18 protein-coding genes are annotated in these 15,770 nt (G+C 59.4%); 3 read left to right on the top strand and 15 right to left on the bottom strand.

The features are described from left to right. Positions 1-216: 216 nt before the first annotated feature. The gene (locus B5G42_RS07920) at positions 217-2,736 is read right to left on the bottom strand and encodes a heavy metal translocating P-type ATPase (RefSeq protein ID WP_087268780.1); all 2,520 of its coding nucleotides are present in this window, start codon (positions 2,734-2,736) and stop codon (positions 217-219) included. A gap of 20 nt (positions 2,737-2,756) precedes the next feature. Continuing rightward, positions 2,757-3,020 (bottom strand): metal-sensing transcriptional repressor, encoded by a 264-nt coding sequence (locus tag B5G42_RS07915; protein ID WP_087188540.1) that lies wholly within the window; start codon positions 3,018-3,020, stop codon positions 2,757-2,759. A 155-nt stretch (positions 3,021-3,175) separates the two neighbouring features. Here B5G42_RS07915 and B5G42_RS07910 point away from each other — a divergent pair, with 155 nt between their 5' ends. Genes B5G42_RS07910 through trxA form a run of 3 tightly spaced genes read left to right on the top strand, consistent with a single transcriptional unit; the run spans position 3,176 to position 4,670 of the window. Then, positions 3,176-3,490 (top strand): ArsR/SmtB family transcription factor, encoded by a 315-nt coding sequence (locus tag B5G42_RS07910; protein ID WP_087188541.1) that lies wholly within the window; start codon positions 3,176-3,178, stop codon positions 3,488-3,490. After that, entirely contained in the window at positions 3,472-4,329 is an 858-nt protein-coding gene (locus tag B5G42_RS07905) for an NAD(P)/FAD-dependent oxidoreductase (RefSeq protein ID WP_087268777.1), read from the top strand. Before B5G42_RS07910 ends, B5G42_RS07905 begins: the two co-directional genes overlap by 19 nt. A gap of 26 nt (positions 4,330-4,355) precedes the next feature. Then, a complete protein-coding gene (gene trxA, locus B5G42_RS07900; RefSeq protein ID WP_087268774.1) occupies positions 4,356-4,670 on the top strand; it encodes a thioredoxin in 315 nt (104 codons plus the stop codon). Positions 4,671-4,731: 61 nt separating this feature from the next. Here the strand turns inward: trxA and B5G42_RS07895 are convergent, their stop codons facing one another. The 13 genes from B5G42_RS07895 to B5G42_RS07835 form a co-directional block, all read right to left on the bottom strand. Next, positions 4,732-5,067 carry a thioredoxin family protein gene (locus B5G42_RS07895; protein ID WP_087188544.1) on the bottom strand — a complete coding sequence of 112 codons (336 nt, stop codon included), beginning with the start codon at positions 5,065-5,067 and terminating at the stop codon, positions 4,732-4,734. Positions 5,068-5,102: 35 nt separating this feature from the next. Beyond that, complete coding sequence (locus B5G42_RS07890; protein WP_087268770.1) at positions 5,103-6,119, bottom strand: permease; 1,017 nt, start codon at positions 6,117-6,119, stop codon at positions 5,103-5,105. 89 nt (positions 6,120-6,208) lie between these two features. Beyond that, complete coding sequence (locus B5G42_RS07885; protein WP_087268767.1) at positions 6,209-6,520, bottom strand: ArsR/SmtB family transcription factor; 312 nt, start codon at positions 6,518-6,520, stop codon at positions 6,209-6,211. Positions 6,521-6,644: 124 nt separating this feature from the next. After that, positions 6,645-7,571 (bottom strand): helix-turn-helix domain-containing protein, encoded by a 927-nt coding sequence (locus tag B5G42_RS07880; RefSeq protein ID WP_087268764.1) that lies wholly within the window; start codon positions 7,569-7,571, stop codon positions 6,645-6,647. A gap of 131 nt (positions 7,572-7,702) precedes the next feature. Continuing rightward, positions 7,703-8,158: an AlbA family DNA-binding domain-containing protein gene (locus tag B5G42_RS07875; RefSeq protein ID WP_087268761.1), complete on the bottom strand. Its 456-nt coding sequence runs from the start codon at positions 8,156-8,158 to the stop codon at positions 7,703-7,705. A 100-nt stretch (positions 8,159-8,258) separates the two neighbouring features. Next, a complete protein-coding gene (locus B5G42_RS07870) occupies positions 8,259-8,984 on the bottom strand; it encodes an NAD-dependent protein deacylase (RefSeq protein ID WP_087268758.1) in 726 nt (241 codons plus the stop codon). Positions 8,985-8,997: 13 nt separating this feature from the next. Next, positions 8,998-9,162, bottom strand: coding sequence for a FeoB-associated Cys-rich membrane protein (locus tag B5G42_RS07865; RefSeq protein ID WP_087188550.1), 165 nt, complete (start codon positions 9,160-9,162; stop codon positions 8,998-9,000). Positions 9,163-9,166: 4 nt separating this feature from the next. Next, entirely contained in the window at positions 9,167-11,614 is a 2,448-nt protein-coding gene (gene feoB / locus B5G42_RS07860; RefSeq protein WP_087268755.1) for a ferrous iron transport protein B, read from the bottom strand. Positions 11,615-11,816: 202 nt separating this feature from the next. After that, complete coding sequence (locus tag B5G42_RS07855) at positions 11,817-12,287, bottom strand: CD1247 N-terminal domain-containing protein (RefSeq protein WP_087188552.1); 471 nt, start codon at positions 12,285-12,287, stop codon at positions 11,817-11,819. 56 nt (positions 12,288-12,343) lie between these two features. Continuing rightward, positions 12,344-12,913, bottom strand: coding sequence for an elongation factor P (efp, locus tag B5G42_RS07850; protein ID WP_087188553.1), 570 nt, complete (start codon positions 12,911-12,913; stop codon positions 12,344-12,346). Between the two features lie 79 nt (positions 12,914-12,992). Next, complete coding sequence (locus B5G42_RS07845; protein WP_087268752.1) at positions 12,993-14,054, bottom strand: M24 family metallopeptidase; 1,062 nt, start codon at positions 14,052-14,054, stop codon at positions 12,993-12,995. 265 nt (positions 14,055-14,319) lie between these two features. Further along, the gene (locus B5G42_RS07840) at positions 14,320-15,168 is read right to left on the bottom strand and encodes a TIM barrel protein (RefSeq protein WP_087268749.1); all 849 of its coding nucleotides are present in this window, start codon (positions 15,166-15,168) and stop codon (positions 14,320-14,322) included. Further along, on the bottom strand, positions 15,165-15,665 hold the full coding sequence (locus B5G42_RS07835; RefSeq protein WP_087268746.1) for a YqeG family HAD IIIA-type phosphatase: 501 nt from the start codon (positions 15,663-15,665) through the stop codon (positions 15,165-15,167). The genes B5G42_RS07840 and B5G42_RS07835 overlap by 4 nt, the downstream gene beginning before the upstream one ends. Positions 15,666-15,770: the final 105 nt, after the last annotated feature.

The following is a 15,770-nucleotide window of genomic DNA, read 5'->3' as shown; positions in this document are numbered from 1 at the left end:
CCTTCCTTTCATATCACACAAATCGCCCAGGTCGGTCTGCAACGGCGTTGTTTCTCCTCCCTGAGCTTGGTCTTATTATACTCTGTTCCCGAAAAAAGGGCAACCTACAATTTACACAAACCATTCAATTTTTACAAATTCTCAACGCTGTTTTCCTACCTCTCCCAGTAAAAACGGCAAAGGAGCGGCCTTCCGCCGCTCCTTTGCCATAATTTGTCACTGAATGGAGACCACTTCGTAGCCTGCTTCCGTAACAGCGTTCTTCAATACCTCATCTGCCACATCCTTACTCAGAGTAACGGTGGCGGTCTTGGCGGCCAGATCCACAGTGGCGGTCACACCGTCGATGGCGTTAAGGGCCTTCTCCACATGGGCCTGGCAGTGAGCGCACATCATTCCGTTGATGGTCATAGTCTTGGTCATGGTACTCGTTCCTTTCTTTGTTTCAATTTGCTCCGCCGGTACCTCCTGATGGAGGGGCCGGAAAAGCTTCAGACGCAGGGCGTTGGACACCACACACACCGAGCTGAGGCTCATAGCAGCGGCGCCGAACATGGGAGAGAGCTGCCAGCCGGTGATGGGGAACCATACCCCAGCGGCCAGCGGGATGCCGATGATGTTATAAATAAAGGCCCAGAACAGGTTCTCCTTGATATTGCGAATCACCTTTTTGGACAGGCGCACGGCGGTGACCGCGTCCAGCAGGTCGCTCTTCATCAGCACCACGTCGGCCGACTCGATGGCCACATCGGTGCCCGCCCCGATGGCCATACCCACATCGGCCCGGGCCAGCGCGGGGGCGTCGTTGATACCGTCGCCGATCATGGCCACCCGCTTCCCCTGGGCCTGGAGATCGGCCACGACCTTCTCCTTATCCTGGGGCAGAACCTCGGCAATGACCTGGGTTACCCCCAGCTCCCGGCCTACCGCCTCAGCGGTACGCCGGTTGTCGCCGGTAAGCATAACCACGTCGATGCCCAGCTCCCGGAAGCCTCGGACGGCTGCGGCGCTGGTGGGCTTGGGGGGATCGGCCACCGCCACCACACCCAATATCTTACCATGCTCGGCAAAGTACAGCGGGGTCTTGCCGCCTTGGGCCAGAGCTTCTCCCCTGTCTCCAAAGCTTTCCAGAGAAATGCCCGCCTCCTCCAGCATGGCCCGGTTGCCCGCCAGCACGGGAACACCGTGGAGCGTGCCCCGGACCCCCCGTCCGGACAGAGCTTCAAAGTTCTGGATGGGAGCCAGAGGAATGTTCCGCTCCTCTGCCTCGGTCAAAATGGCATCGGCCAACGGATGTTCGGAGGGCTTCTCCAAAGAGGCCGCTACGCATAGAAGTTCCTCCTCCGTCACCCCTTCCGCCGGGATACAGTCGGTGACCGCCGGTTTTCCTTGGGTTAGTGTACCCGTCTTGTCCACCACCACAGTACGGACCGTGTGGAGGGTTTCCAGGGCCTCGGCGGATTTGATGAGGATGCCGTTTTCCGCCCCTTTGCCGGTACCCACCATGATAGCCACCGGAGTGGCCAGGCCCAGGGCGCAGGGGCAGGAGATCACCAGCACCGCCACTCCGGCGGTGAGGGCAGACTCGATGGACCGGGTGAGGACAAACCACACCACCGCCGTCACCAGGGCGATGCCAATCACCACCGGCACAAAGACCCCGGCCACCTTGTCGGCCAGTTTGGCAATGGGAGCCTTGGAGGCAGAGGCCTCCTCCACCAATTTGATCATCTGGGCCAGGGTGGTGTCCTCCCCTACCCGGGTGGCTCGGAACACAAAGTAACCGGATTTATTGATGGTAGCGGCGGCTACCTGGTCGCCGACCCCTTTCTCCACCGGCAGGGACTCGCCGGTGAGGGCGGACTCGTCCACCGAGGAGTTCCCTTCCACCACGATCCCGTCCACCGGGATGCGGCCGCCGGGACGCACCACCACCAGGTCGCCCATCGTTACCTCTTCCACCGGGATCTCCACCTCTGCCCCATTCCGCAGAACCGCGGCAGTTTTAGGGGCCAGATCCATCAGCCGGGTAATGGCCTGACTGGTCTTGCCTTTGGACCGGGTCTCCAGCCACTTGCCCAGGGTGATCAGCGTGAGGATCATACCGGCTGACTCAAAGTACAGATCCATGGACCACTTGTCCACCCGGGCCTGATCTCCGTGGCCCAGGCCCCAAGCGATCTGGAACAGGGCGGCCACGCCGTAGATCACGGCAGCGGAGGACCCCAGCGCGATGAGGGAGTCCATGTTGGGTGAGCGGTGCCACATGGTTTTAAAGCCCACCTTATAGTATTTGTCGTTGATATACATAATGGGCAGGGTAAGCAGGAACTGAATCAGAGCCACCACAAACACGTTGCCCGGATCGTGGAAAAAGGCGGGCAGAGGCCAGCCCATCATGTGGCCCATGGCGATATAGAAGAGAGGCACCAGGAAAATGAGGGAGGTCAAAAACCGCCGCTTCATACCGGCGGCCTCTTCCTCCATCCTATTGACCTGCTTAGGCTGGACCGTCACTCCTTTGACTGCCGGGAGGGAGGCGCCGTAGCCCGCCTCCTCCACCGCGTGGATGATCTGCCCGGCGTCGGTGGCACCCTCGTCGTAGTCCACCACCATGGAGTTGCCCAGCAGACTCACATTGACCCCGTCCACGCCGGCCACTTTGCACACGGCCTTTTCCACATGAGCCGAACACGCCGCGCAGGTCATGCCTTGTACATCGAACTTTTGCTTCATGGTCTCACCATATCGTCTTTCTACTTTAAAATCTTGCCCAGCGTGCCGATAAACTCATCCACCTTCTGGCTGCGCTCCTCCGGCGTTTCCGCCTCCTGAACGCAGTGCTTGAGATGGGCTGCCAGGATCTCTTTATTGGTACGGTTCAAAATAGCTTCCGTAGCCATAAGCTGCTGGGAGATATCGATACAATATCGATTCTCTTCCACCATTTTTATAATTCCGTCAATCTGTCCCCGGGCGGTACGCAGCAGCCGGAGGACTGTTTTCTGGTCTGCCATCATGTCAGACACCCCCCTGGGGTGTAGTATAGCACCAGTAGTTAGTCATGTCAACCTCCCCTGTCGAAAAGTCCCGGAAAAAAAGTAGGAAAAAAGGGGTTGACATATTAGAATATTTGAATATAATAATATACAGATCAAGACAGGGAGGTGATCCCATGGAAGGTACGGATTCCATCTATCTGGAGAAGGCGGAGCTGCTGAAGGCCCTGTCCCATCCCGTCCGACTGCGGATCGTCCGGGGCCTGCTCCACTGCGGCTGCCGCAACGTGGGCTGTATGGAGGCCAATACCGGCCAGTCCCAGTCCTGCATCTCCCAGCACCTGATGCGCCTGAAGGCCGCTGGTATCGTAAAGGCGGCCCGTTCGGGCAACGAGGTCTATTACGAGGTCTCCGATCCTCAGACAGCGGCTGTGATTGCCGCTCTGTTCGGAGAGTGTGAGGAGGAATACCATTGTACGACATCGCAGTAATCGGCAGCGGCCCTGCCGGCCTGTCGGCCGCCGTCCAGGCACGGGTTCGAAATAAATCGGTGCTGGTGGTGGGCGGTGACGACCGGGATAATCCCCTCTATAAAACTCCACGCATCGAAAACTACCTGGGCTTTCCCCAAGCCAGCGGACAGGAACTGCTGGATCGGTTCCACGCCCACGCTCGTGAAATGGGAGCCGAACGAAAAGAGGGCCGTGTTCTGAATATCATGCCCATGGGCGACACATTCTATCTCAGCATCGGTTCTGAGATGGAACAGGCCCGGGCGATCATTCTGGCTACCGGCGTGGTGTGGGCCAGCAAGTACCCCGGCGAGGCGGAGTATCTGGGCCGTGGCGTCAGCTACTGCGCCACCTGTGACGGAATGCTCTACCGGGGCAAGGAGGTCGTTGTGGTGGGCAAAGCCGCCGACGCGCCTCAGGAGGCCAACTACCTCCAGGAGCTGGGATGCAAGGTCACCTACGTCAGCGACAAGGCCCCCGACGGCCTGCGGCCCGACATTCCCTATGTGAAGGCTCCCAAGGTGGAGATCACCGGCGGGGCCAAGGTGGAGGCCCTCCGGGCCGGCAGCACCACCATTCCCTGCGAGGGTGTGTTCATCCTCCGGCCCTCGGTGGCTCCCGCCGATCTGCTCCCCGGCCTGGCACTGGAGGGCGGATATATCCAGGTAGACCGGAACATGGCTACCAGTGTACCCGGCGTCTTTGCCGCCGGCGATTGCACTGGCCTCCCGCTCCAGGTATCCAAAGCCGTGGGCGAAGGTCTGGTGGCCGGCCTGCGGGCTGCGGAATACGTAGACCACATGAGTAATTCAAATTGATTTGATACAGAGAAAGGATGTTATCTATGTCTATCATTCATCTGACCAATGAGGCTTTTGACAAGGCGGTTTCCAATGGTATCTCCATGGTGGATTTCTGGGCTTCCTGGTGCGGCCCCTGCAAGATGCTCTCCCCCGTGATGGAGGATCTGGCGGGCAAGTACGAGGGCAAAGCCCTGGTGGGCAAGGTCAACGTGGACGACGAGCCCGACCTGGCCATGCGCTTCGGCGTCATGAGTATCCCCACCGTCATTTTCCTGAAGGACGGCAAGGAGTTCGACCGCAAGGTGGGTGTCATGCCTCCCCAGGCCTACACCGCCGTGCTGGATGCCAACCTGTAATCTCATTCGTGCAGCAAAAGGGCTGCCGCCAAATCTGGCGGCAGCCCTTTTGTTGTGCCGATCAGCCCCGCACCTTTTTCAGCAGAGCCTCAATTTCCTCCGGCTTGAGCACCTTACCATAGGACACCACTTTTCCATCCACCACCAGGCCGGGCGTAGTCATGATCCCGTACTGAGCGATCTGGGTGAAGTCGGTGACATGGCCGATGGTAGACTGTGTGTCTCCCATCCGCTCCAGCGCCGCCCGGGTATTTGCCTCCAGCGTCCGGCAGTTCTGGCAGCCGGAACCCAGGATGAGGATGGATGCCTCCGCCTGCTCAGGCGCGGCGCTGCCGCCGCAGCCGCAGGCACAGCAGCAGCTGTTCTTTTCCTTCTTGCCGAATCCAAACAGTCCCATTACAATTTACCTCCATATGTGATTTCATGTGGTCTTTAGAGAATGAAAAAATGCTGAAAGAAATTGAAGAAATAACCTACCAGGATGATACCTGCCGTACAGATTCCAATAAAAGCCGCCAGCAACCGGGGCTTCACCGCCTTTTTCAGCATGATAAGCGAAGGCAGGCTCAGGGTGGTCACCGCCATCATGAAGGACAGGATGGTCCCCAGGCTGGCGCCCTTAAACAGCAGGCTCTCCGCCACCGGGATGGTACCAAATATATCGGCGTACATGGGTACCCCCACCAGGGTAGCCAGAATTACCGCCGCTGGATTACGGCTGCCCAATGCCGTTTCCACCCAGGTCTGGGGGATCATATTGTGGATCACTGCGCCGATGGCCACCCCGATCAAAATATAGGGCGTCACCTTTCGGATGGTGCTGAGCAGCTGCTCTTTGGCGTAGGCCGCCCGGTCACGGCGCGTCAGCTTCTCCCTTTCCAACTCAATATTGGGTGCATTTTTGATGAAGTCCTCCACATACCGGTCCATTCCCAGTTTTTCCAGCAGCGTGCCTCCAATCACCGCCACCACCAGGCCCAGCACCACATACACCACCGCCACACGGGCGCCAAAAATGCTCATCAACAGTACCAGCGAGCCCAGATCCACCATGGGCGAGGAGATGAGGAAGGAAAAGGTCACCCCTACAGGCAGTCCGGCACTGGTAAATCCCATAAAAATCGGAATGGAAGAGCAGGAACAAAAGGGGGTCACCGTGCCCAAAAGGGCTGCCACCGTATTGGCCCCAAGCCCGTGAAGCCGTCCCAGGATGCGCTTGGTCCGTTCAGGCGGGAAGTAGCTTTGCAGATAAGATATGCCAAAAATCAACACCGACAGCAGAATAAAAATTTTGATGGTATCGTAAATGAAAAAGTGCAGGCAGCCGCCCAGTGTGCTGTCCAGCTCCAGACCAATCGCCTCCAGTATGGCGCCGATCCACCCGCTGAGCCACTGCATACCCAGGACTTGGTCCTGGAGAAACCGGCCAAAAGCGCTTAAAAAATCCATCTGACTATCCCCTTTCCAGCAGATACATTCATAGTTCTAAATATATCGATATGACGTTCATAAGAAAAGCCACCGTCCGAACGATGGCTTTATTTTCGGCAAACACACCCTGTATCAGAAGCGTCCCCGCTGTTGGTAAGAGCCTGAAGCCGCCCCCGGGCCCGCTGGGCGCCCTCCTCACTGATGGCATAGTGCATCCACTTTCCCTCTGGATGCCCTACCACCACACCGGAATCACAAAGGATCTTCATATGGTAGGAAAGGGTGGATTGGCTGATCTCCAGGTCTTCCAGCAGCACGCAGGCGCACTTCTCTCCTCCACGGAGCAACTCCAGAATTTTCAGCCGGTTGGGGTCGCAAAAGGCTTTAAATATTCTGGCGTCCTCAGCATGGCGGTCCATGGTCTCCCCTCCAATCAATCGATTTTTTTCGATGTGTAGATCATACTCCATAGATGGTCATCTGTCAACAGCTATTTTTGGCGCAAGAAAAAGTGCCCATCTCACCAGAGACAGGCACTTATTCTCACTCATCCTCTTCTCCCAGCAGATGGGAAGCCAGCGCACAGATCACACCGGCAATGGGATAGACGATCCAGCCCCAAGCCCAGCCCCAGCTTCCGCCGTAGTCCCCTTCCAGGGCCATGGAACCAAAGCCCAGGATCATGTAGACCACGGTGGCGGCCAGCATGATGGCCCCGCACACCTTGCCCACTTTCTTCCGTTGAGCTACCGCCTCCGGGCTGGGGTCGTGCTGCTTGTTCCACTGAGCAATATCATACTTACCCTTCCGCAGGGCAGCCCATACCAACACTGCCACGCCCAGAGCCACCGCGGTCAGAAAGACCCCCACCAGAATGGCCTCCGCCCGCTCGCCCAGCTGCTCTGCGCGCTCCCCCAGCAGGATGAGCCACACCACCGCCAGGAAAAAGAGCACGATGGGCAGGGCGATCAAAAAGGGATAGCGATTCAGAAACCGGTCCCGCTGCTCTTTGGTATAAAAGTCCTGAAGGACCGGATGCTCCTTCTCGAAGCGGTCGTAGCGGATGCCGGCCACCACCAGGATGGCCACCGCCACCGCGATGCCCGAGATGAGCACCGCCGCCATCCAATTCTCCGGCATACCCACTGCACCATAGAGGGCCAACGCGCCCCCCACCGACAGGATGATAAGCCCTGTCGCCATGGCGATCCAATTGGAGAACCAGTTCATAAAACGGTCGTATCCAACGGTGTCGGTCTGATAATTGGCCCGCACATCCCCCCGCAGCAGGGTGTCCAGGTCGGTGTGGAACAGCTCACACAGCACCAGTAATTTTTCCATTTCTGGAAAACTGGTATCCGACTCCCACTTGCTCACCGACTGCCGGGACACCTGAAGGGCCTCGGCCAGTCCCTCCTGGGTCATCCCGGCCCGGTCCCGCAGAAATTGTAAGTTCGTCCCAAAACTCATGGTTTCTGCCTCCTCTCAAGGTGGCTATAACATATCAAAACCCAAGCGCAACTGAAACCAATTTGCAGTTGCGTTTGGGTTTTTTCCTGTAAACTTCCGGTTGCATCAGGCTTTTTGCCCTCAAAAAGTGCTCAGTGGGACCGGCCGCCCAGCATGGCGTTCAGCTCCGCCTGGGTACAGTGATAATCCCCGTCTCCGCTGCGGCGGTAGGACCCTCTGCGGAGATTGCCCCCGATATACACCGGCCGCTGATCCTGTTCCGCCATAGGCACGGTAATGGCCACAATATCCCCGCCGTCCACATGGAGGATCTGGATGTCCTCCTCCTGGAGGATGTTGAGGCTCACCACTGCCGGATCGTCCAGCCCGGCAATGAACTCCTCCACCATGCCCTGGGGGTCCAGCAGGCCCTGTACCCGCAGGCTGTGGTCGGGCAGCTCCTCCACCCCGAGCAGGATCACCCCGCCGTAGCTATTGGCAAAGGCGGAGTAGGTCTCCCAGATGCTGTGGGGCAGGCCGCCGGTGGCCAGCTTGGCCTCCAGGCGGTTGTTCTCCCGATAGCGGCTAATCTGTGTGAAGTCGAACATAGGGCCTGCCTCCCCTTTCGTAGTGCCTTCATTATACCGGGAAGGATGGCCGTTGACAAGGAAAAAAGGGGCCTGTCCGTGGACAGGTCCCTTTTATGGGTTATACGGTAACAGCGCCCAAAATCTCCCCAATGGGTCCGGCAATCACCAGGTCGGCCTCCTTGTCGTAGGGGGTGGGGCTCTTGTTGATGAGGGTCAGCTTGTTCCCCCGGTAGTAGCGGATGAGACCCGCCGCCGGATACACCGCCAGAGAGGTGCCGCCGATGATGAGCATATCCGCCCGGGAGATGGCCAGCACAGCGGCCTCGATGGTCTCCTGGTCCAGGGACTCCTCATAGAGCACCACATCAGGCTTGATCATGCCGCCGCACACCGGGCAGTGGGGCACGCCCTTCTGCTCCATCATAAAGTCCAGGTCGTAAAACTGACGGCACTTCATGCAGTAGTTGCGGTGGACCGAGCCGTGGAGCTCGTAGACGTTGACGCTGCCCGCCGCCTGGTGGAGCCCATCGATGTTCTGGGTCACCACGGCCTTGAGCTTGCCCGCCTGCTCCAGCTCCGCCAGCTTCAGATGGGCAACATTGGGCTTGGCGTCGGGAAAGAGCATCTTGTTGTGGTAGAAGCGGTAGAACTCCTCCGGATTCTTCTGGAAGAAGGTGTGGCTCAGAATGGTCTCCGGGGGATACTGGTATTGCTGGTTGTACAGGCCGTCCACGCTGCGGAAATCAGGGATGCCGCTCTCGGTGGACACGCCCGCCCCGCCGAAAAAGACGATATTCTCACTCTCATCGATCCATTTCTGGAGCTGTTCCAGTTTTTGATCCATACCAAGCCCCTCCTTACGGCGCTTTCCGGTGGCGGCAGTAGGTGTGGGGGCAGCTGGAGCAGCCGCCGCAGTCGCACCCCCGCTTGCCCTTCAGATTCTGATGGAAGCGATAGATCAGGTAGACCGCCGCCCAAATAATGAGGACGGCCACCCCGGCGTAGATCAGGTATTTCAACATAGCGTTACCTCAAAAACAGAGAGCCGATCTGGTAGACCAGGAAGGAACCCAGCCAGGCCGCCCCCAGCTGCCAGCAGATGGAGGCCAGAGTCCACTTGGCGGAGTTCATCTCCTTGCGGATGGTGGACACCGCGGCCACACAGGGCACATAGAGCAGCACGAACACCAGGAAGGAGTAGGCCGCCAGGGGGCTCTGGAACGTGCCGCCCAGGGCCGCGGCAATGGCGGTGCCGCTGGCGGTGACGGAGAAGCCATAGAACATACTCATGGAGGACACCACCATCTCCTTGGCGACCAGGCCGGAGAGGAGGGCCACCGCCGCCTGCCAGGTACCGAAGCCCAGCGGCGCGAAGAGGGGGGCCAGGAAGGACCCGATGGCACCCAGGATGGAATATTCCTCGTTGGACACCATACCGAAGGCGCCGCCCTCAAAGCCGAAGGTCTGGAGGAACCACAGCAGCACGCTCATGGCCAGGATCAGAGTGCCCGCCTTGATGAGGAAGCCCTTCACCTTCTCCCACACATGGAGGGCGATGTTCTTCAGGGTGGGCAGGCGGTAGGGGGGCAGCTCCAGCACAAAGGCGGCGGGCTCCCCCTTGAACACCAGCTTCTTCAGCAGGATGCCGGAGAGAATGGCGAAGATCAGGCCCAGGAAGTAGAGGGAAAACACCACCAGGCCGCCGTACCGGGGGAAGAAGGCGGCGGTAAGCAGGCCGTACACCGGCAGCCGGGCGGAGCAGGACATGAAAGGCACCAGCATGATGGTCATGCGGCGGTCCTTCTCATTCTCCATGGTGCGGGCGCCCATAACGGCGGGCACCGTACAGCCAAAGCCCATCAGCATGGGGATAAAGGCTTTGCCGCTGAGGCCGAAGCGCCGCAGCAGCCGGTCCATGATGAAGGCGGCCCGGGCCATATAGCCCGAGTCCTCCAGGAAGGACAGGAAGAGGAACAGAATGGCGATCTGGGGCAGGAAGGTCAACACGCCGCCTACACCGGCAATGACACCGTCCACCAACAGAGCCTCCACCCAGGGGGCGGTACCGGCGGTAACCAGCACACCCCGCACCCAGTCGGCAAAGTAGCCGCCGATGAGGGTATCCACCCCGTCAGCCAGCATCTGGCCGGGGCCAAAGGTGAGGGCGAACATAGCCAGCATCATCAGCAGGAACACAGGAATGGCAAACACCTTGTGGGTGACGATGGCGTCGATCCGATCGGACAGGGTGGGGGTGCCCAGGGGACGGCCCCGGTGCACACAGCTGTCCACCACCTTCTGGATAAACTGATACCGGGCGTCGGCGATGAGGGTCTCCCGGTCGCCCAGCTCATAGGCGCTCTCATACTCCTGACAGACCCGTTCCAGGGCGGCCTTCTCCACCCCATTCAGGCCCAGGGCCTTCTCCACCAGATCGTCCCCCTCAATGAGCTTGATGGAAGCCCAGTGGGCGGGAATGTGGGCGGCATAGGCCTTGTCGTGGATGAGCTCGCCCATCTTGTGGTGGATCTGGTGGGTGAAGTCGTCATACAGGTCGTCCGGCTCCACGGTGACCCCAACGTGCATCTGGTGGTGGGCCACCTCCAGCAGCTTCTGGATGTTTTTGCCCGACCGGGCGGTGATGGGGATCACCGGTACGCCCAGTTCCTCGGACAGCCGGTCCACGTCGATCTTGTCCCCGTGCTTTTCCACCTCGTCCATAAAATTGAGGGCAATGACCATAGGCCTCTCCAGCTCCAACAGCTGAGCAGTCAGATAGAGGTTGCGCTCAATGTTGGTGGCGTCAATGATGTCGATGATGGCGTCGGGCCGCTCTCCCACGATAAAATCCCGGGCCACGATCTCCTCCATGGAGTAGGGGGAGAGGGAGTAAATGCCGGGCAGATCCACCACGGTGACGGATTTCCCATCTACCTCCGCCCTGCCCTCCTTCTTCTCCACCGTCACGCCGGGCCAGTTGCCCACATACTGGTTGGAGCCGGTAAGGGCATTAAAGAGGGTGGTCTTGCCGCAGTTGGGGTTGCCAACCAGAGCCAGCTTCATCTCCCGGGTATCGTGGCTGGCGTAATCCGGCACACCACCGTGGGCCGCAGCCTCATGGGCGTGGTCGGCATCCATCCGCCGGATGGTCTCCTCGTCGGGCAAGTGCTGCACCATACCCATGCGCTTTTTTCTGGCCTGGGCCTTCCGCTCTCCCTCCTCGCCGGTGGCGATGAGGATCTGGGCGGCGTCGGCCTTCCGCAGGGACAGCTCGTAGCCCCGCAGGTTGAGCTCCACCGGGTCGCCGAAGGGGGCCACCTTGCGCACCATGACCTGGGTACCGGGGGTCAGGCCCATGTCAACCAGGCGGCGCTTCACCGGCCCCCGGTCATTGCCTACCTGGAGAATGATGCCCTTTTCCCCGGGCTGGACTTCCTCCAGAGTCTTATGTGTCTGTGTCTCTTGTAGTTTCATCTTATCCCATCCGCAGTTCTCAGAGTTAATCTAATCTAATTCCGTGCCCATTATACTACGCTGGCAGCGGCAGACGCAAGAGACTTCCCCCGCCATTTTCACCAAAATCCCACTGGTTTTGTGGCCATAAGAGAAAACATCGAACAAAGGCAAAAAAGGAGCGCCGCGGAATCTCCGCAGCGCTCCCGATATACCTTGGAACTTAGTCCTCGTGGTCGTGGTCCTCACAGCCGCAGCCACAGCCGCAGTCGTCCTCGTCCTCATCGCCGCAGCAGCAGTCGTCAGACAGGTCCAGAGCGAACTTCTGCTTGCAGCTGGGGCACTGGATCACGCCCTCGTCCAGAACGGACTCGTCGATCACCAGAGTCTCGCCGCAGTTGGGGCACTCGGTCTCGAAGAAGTCGTCGTCATCGCAGCAGCAATCGTCGTCGTCATCCTCGTCGTCCTCGTCCTCATAGACGGCCTTCTCCACGTCGGCCAGGTCGTCGGAGATGGCGTCGATCTCCTCGCCCAGAGCCACGGTGTTCTCCTCCAGATCCTCAATGGACATCCCGATCTCCTCCAGGATGCCGATGATCACGTTGAGGAGCTTGCCCTCCTTGGACTTCTCGGTGTCGATATTCAGGCCCTCAGCCAGGCCCTTCAGGTACGCGACCTTCTCAGAAATCGTCATAATGCGTCTCCTTTTCTTCATCAGTCAGCCACGAAGGGCCTTATCCAGATACTTTCTTAACCCTTGCAGCGCTCCAGGTACTCGCCGGTACGGGTGTCGATCTTGATCTTGTCGCCGGGGTTGATGAACAGGGGCACCTTGATCTCGGCGCCGGTCTCCAGGGTGGCGGGCTTGGTCACGTTGGTGGCGGTGTCGCCCTTGAAGCCGGGATCGGTCTCGCTGACCTCCAGCTCCACGAAGGTGGGGGGCTCCACGGCGAAGATCTTGCCCTTGTAGGAGTTGATCTTGCACACCATGTTCTCCTTCACGAAGCGGAAGTTGTCACCCAGCAGCTCGGAACCGATGGGCACCAGATCGTAGGTCTCGGGGTCCATGAAGTAGTACAGATCGCCGTCGTTGTAGCTGTACTCCATGTCCTTGCGCTCCACATAGGCCTGCTCAAACTTGGCGGTGGGGTTGAAAGAGGTCTCGGTCACGCCGCCGGTGATGACGTTCTTCATCTTGGTGCGGACGAAAGCGGCGCCCTTACCGGGCTTGACGTGCTGGAACTCGACGACCTGCATGACCTGGCCGTCCATCTCAAAGGTCACGCCGTTGCGGAAATCACTGGCAGAAATCGTAGGCATTGAAATTCATCCTCCAAAAGGTTTTTTAAATCATCAGCTAAGTCATTTTACCTTATTATTCCCCTCATTGCAAGGCTTTTTACAGAATAATCAGCTCTTTGGGAGATTTGGTGAGGTTCACTGTGCCCTCCTCGGTGTAGATGAGCACATCCTCAATACGCACACCGAACTTGCCGGGCAGGTAGATACCGGGCTCAGCAGAAACAGCGGCACCCACAGGCATGGGGGTCTCGTCACGGCCGTTGGCATTGGGGGACTCATGGATCTCGATGCCTACGCTGTGGCCGAAGCCATGACCAAAGTATGCCCCGTAACCGGCGTCCTCAATCACCTTGGCGGCGGCGTTGTGGATCTCCTTGCCGGGTACGCCCGCCTTGGCGGCGGCAATACCGGCCAGCTGGGCCTTCAGCACAGTGTCGTACACCTTGCGCATCTCCTCGGTGGGCTCGCCCAGGGCAATGGTGCGGGTCATGTCGGAGCAGTAGCCGCCGTACTTGCAGCCAAAATCCATGGTGATAAACTCGCCCTTCTGCACCTTCTTCTCGCTGGGGATACCGTGGGGCAGGGAGCCGTTGGGGCCGGACACCACAATGGGGTCAAAGCTCATCTTCTCAGCGCCCCGGCACAGCATCTCATACTGAAGGCGAGCAGCGATCTCCTGCTCGGTCATGCCGGGCTGGATGAACTTCAGAATGGCGTCAAAGGCCTGGTCGGTGATCTCCTGGGCCTTCTTCATCAGTGCGATCTCTTCCTCGTCCTTGGCCGCCCGCAGGTTGTTCACCAGGCTCTGGGCAGGCACCAGCTCGCAGGGCAGCTTGGAATACTGGTTGTAGGAGGCCACAGTCACATAGCCGTCCTCAAAGCCCATCTTCTGAATGCCCAGCTCCTGCACAGCCTGCTCGGCCAGCACCATGAAGTTCTTGTTCCGGTCGGTCATGGTGATGTGGGCGCCGGTCACCAGGTTGCCGGCGGCCTCAATGTACCGGGAGTCGGTGAAATAGCGGCTCTCGTTCTTGGTCACGATGACCATGCCCTCGCCGTGGAACCCGATGGCATAGTACTCGCCGGGATCGCTGGTGATGAGCATGGCGTCCAGCTTGTATTCGTCCAGCTTGGCCGCGATCTGATTGAGATGATTCATGATAAAGACTTCCTTTCTATCTCGCGCCGCAGCAGCCCTAAAGGGCGCTTTGGTACAGCTTTTTCATGGTTAGAGCGTCCTCGGCCTGTGTCCCGGCACTTTGCCCCAGCGGACCACGGTCCGCCGGGGGCCCCATATTTTTTTATCTGCTCGGGCGAACTGAATTCGCCCGGCATCAAGGTTTTGGGCCGAAAGCCCAAAACGCTTGGCTCGGCGCAAACGCGCCGCCCCGCTCTGCGGGGCCCCTGCGAAAGTGCGCCAAAGTTCAGGTCAGACTGCCTTGGTACAGCTTCTTCATAGTCAGCGCATCCTCCGCCTGGGTACCCGCACTTTCGCAGATAAAAGTAGGGCTCCAGCCCCGGCGGGCCACCTCGGTCATCAGAGGCTCCGGGTCGGGCCCGAAGTCCGCCTGATCGAAGGTCAGGTGCATCTTCTCTCCCCCGTTGGGGGTGAACTGGATCTTGGAGAAGTGGCTGTGGAAACGGGAGGCCCGTTCCTCTCCCAGCACCTCTTTGATGCGGTCCAGCATTTTCACGCAGGCCTCATGGCCCTCCAGCTCTCCCAGAGTACGGGCGTACAGGTGGCCGAAGTCCACGCAGGGGGTAAGCCGCTCATCCAGAGTACACAGCTCCAAAACCTCGTCCAGGTTCCCCAGCTGGTTGATCTTGCCCATGGTCTCGGGGCAGAGGGTGATGTGTCCAAACCCGGCAGCGTCGCAGGCGGTGACCACCTCTTTCAGGGAGTGCAGGGCGATGTCCTGGGCCTCCCGCCGGGTGCGCTTCATCAGGGCGCCCGAGTGGATGACCACCCGGGTGGCGCCCATCCAGTCTGCCGCCTGGCAGGCCGCTGTGATATAGCCGATGGTCTTTTGCAGGCTGTCGGGATCGGGATTGGCCAGATTGATGAAATAGGGAGCGTGGAGGGATAGGGCAATGCCCGCCTCCCTGGCCGCCTCCCCCACCTTTCTGGCCGTGGCTTCCCCTACGTTGACGCCCTTGCCGCACTGGTACTCGTAGCAGTCCAGCCCCAGCCCCGCCAGCCAGCGGGGAGCGTCCACCGAGGATTTATAGGGAAAGGACTCGGCATTACCTGCCGGTCCGAAGATAGCGCTCATAATGGTTTTGCTCTCCTTTTTGTCAGGGCGCGGAAGGGCCACTCGGCGGCGTACCGCAGGTAACGCCCCGGATTACCCGCCAGCCGGATAGGCTCCACCAGCAGCGTGGTCACACCAGCCCGGCTGCCGCCCAGAATATCGGTAAAGATCTGATCCCCCACAATGGCGGTCTGCTCCGGGGTGCAGCCCATCTGCTCCATGGCCTTGATAAAGGAGCCCGGCTTGGGCTTCCCGGCGTGGCCGATGTAGGGAACGCCCAGGGCCTTACAGAACCGCTCGGGCCGCTGGGGATGCCGGTTGTTGGACAGCACAAACAGGGTGATTCCCTGATTCTGAAGTTCCGCCGTCCAGTCTCGCACCGCCTGGGTAGGTTCCGGCACCCCGTAGGGCACCAGGGTATTGTCCAGATCGGCCAGCAGCAGGCGGATACCCCGCCCGGCCAGCGCGGCGGGATCGATGTCGTAAATGGTCTTTCCTGACCAGTGGGCCGTCAGCATGGTTTCACCTCGTCTATTTGCTGTCTGGTCAGCATAGGATGGTACAGGCTATCGAAAAGAACCTCCAGAGCAAAGGATTCTGAGGGAAAGATAGTGTGAAAGACT

The organism is Flavonifractor sp. An91 (assembly GCF_002159225.1).
Lineage (GTDB): Bacteria > Bacillota > Clostridia > Oscillospirales > Oscillospiraceae > Flavonifractor > Flavonifractor avicola.
This window is presented reverse-complemented; position numbering and strand designations above follow the sequence as displayed.

Coding starts and splice junctions, on each gene's coding strand:
- B5G42_RS07920 (WP_087268780.1), bottom strand. CDS start 2,736: ATGAAGCAAAAGTTCGATGTACAAGGCATGACCTGCGCGGCGTGTTCG.
- B5G42_RS07915 (WP_087188540.1), bottom strand. CDS start 3,020: ATGATGGCAGACCAGAAAACAGTCCTCCGGCTGCTGCGTACCGCCCGG.
- B5G42_RS07910 (WP_087188541.1), top strand. CDS start 3,176: ATGGAAGGTACGGATTCCATCTATCTGGAGAAGGCGGAGCTGCTGAAG.
- trxA (WP_087268774.1), top strand. CDS start 4,356: ATGTCTATCATTCATCTGACCAATGAGGCTTTTGACAAGGCGGTTTCC.
- B5G42_RS07895 (WP_087188544.1), bottom strand. CDS start 5,067: ATGGGACTGTTTGGATTCGGCAAGAAGGAAAAGAACAGCTGCTGCTGT.
- B5G42_RS07890 (WP_087268770.1), bottom strand. CDS start 6,119: ATGGATTTTTTAAGCGCTTTTGGCCGGTTTCTCCAGGACCAAGTCCTG.
- B5G42_RS07885 (WP_087268767.1), bottom strand. CDS start 6,520: ATGGACCGCCATGCTGAGGACGCCAGAATATTTAAAGCCTTTTGCGAC.
- B5G42_RS07880 (WP_087268764.1), bottom strand. CDS start 7,571: ATGAGTTTTGGGACGAACTTACAATTTCTGCGGGACCGGGCCGGGATG.
- B5G42_RS07875 (WP_087268761.1), bottom strand. CDS start 8,158: ATGTTCGACTTCACACAGATTAGCCGCTATCGGGAGAACAACCGCCTG.
- B5G42_RS07870 (WP_087268758.1), bottom strand. CDS start 8,984: ATGGATCAAAAACTGGAACAGCTCCAGAAATGGATCGATGAGAGTGAG.
- B5G42_RS07865 (WP_087188550.1), bottom strand. CDS start 9,162: ATGTTGAAATACCTGATCTACGCCGGGGTGGCCGTCCTCATTATTTGG.
- feoB (WP_087268755.1), bottom strand. CDS start 11,614: ATGAAACTACAAGAGACACAGACACATAAGACTCTGGAGGAAGTCCAG.
- B5G42_RS07855 (WP_087188552.1), bottom strand. CDS start 12,287: ATGACGATTTCTGAGAAGGTCGCGTACCTGAAGGGCCTGGCTGAGGGC.
- efp (WP_087188553.1), bottom strand. CDS start 12,913: ATGCCTACGATTTCTGCCAGTGATTTCCGCAACGGCGTGACCTTTGAG.
- B5G42_RS07845 (WP_087268752.1), bottom strand. CDS start 14,054: ATGAATCATCTCAATCAGATCGCGGCCAAGCTGGACGAATACAAGCTG.
- B5G42_RS07840 (WP_087268749.1), bottom strand. CDS start 15,168: ATGAGCGCTATCTTCGGACCGGCAGGTAATGCCGAGTCCTTTCCCTAT.
- B5G42_RS07835 (WP_087268746.1), bottom strand. CDS start 15,665: ATGCTGACGGCCCACTGGTCAGGAAAGACCATTTACGACATCGATCCC.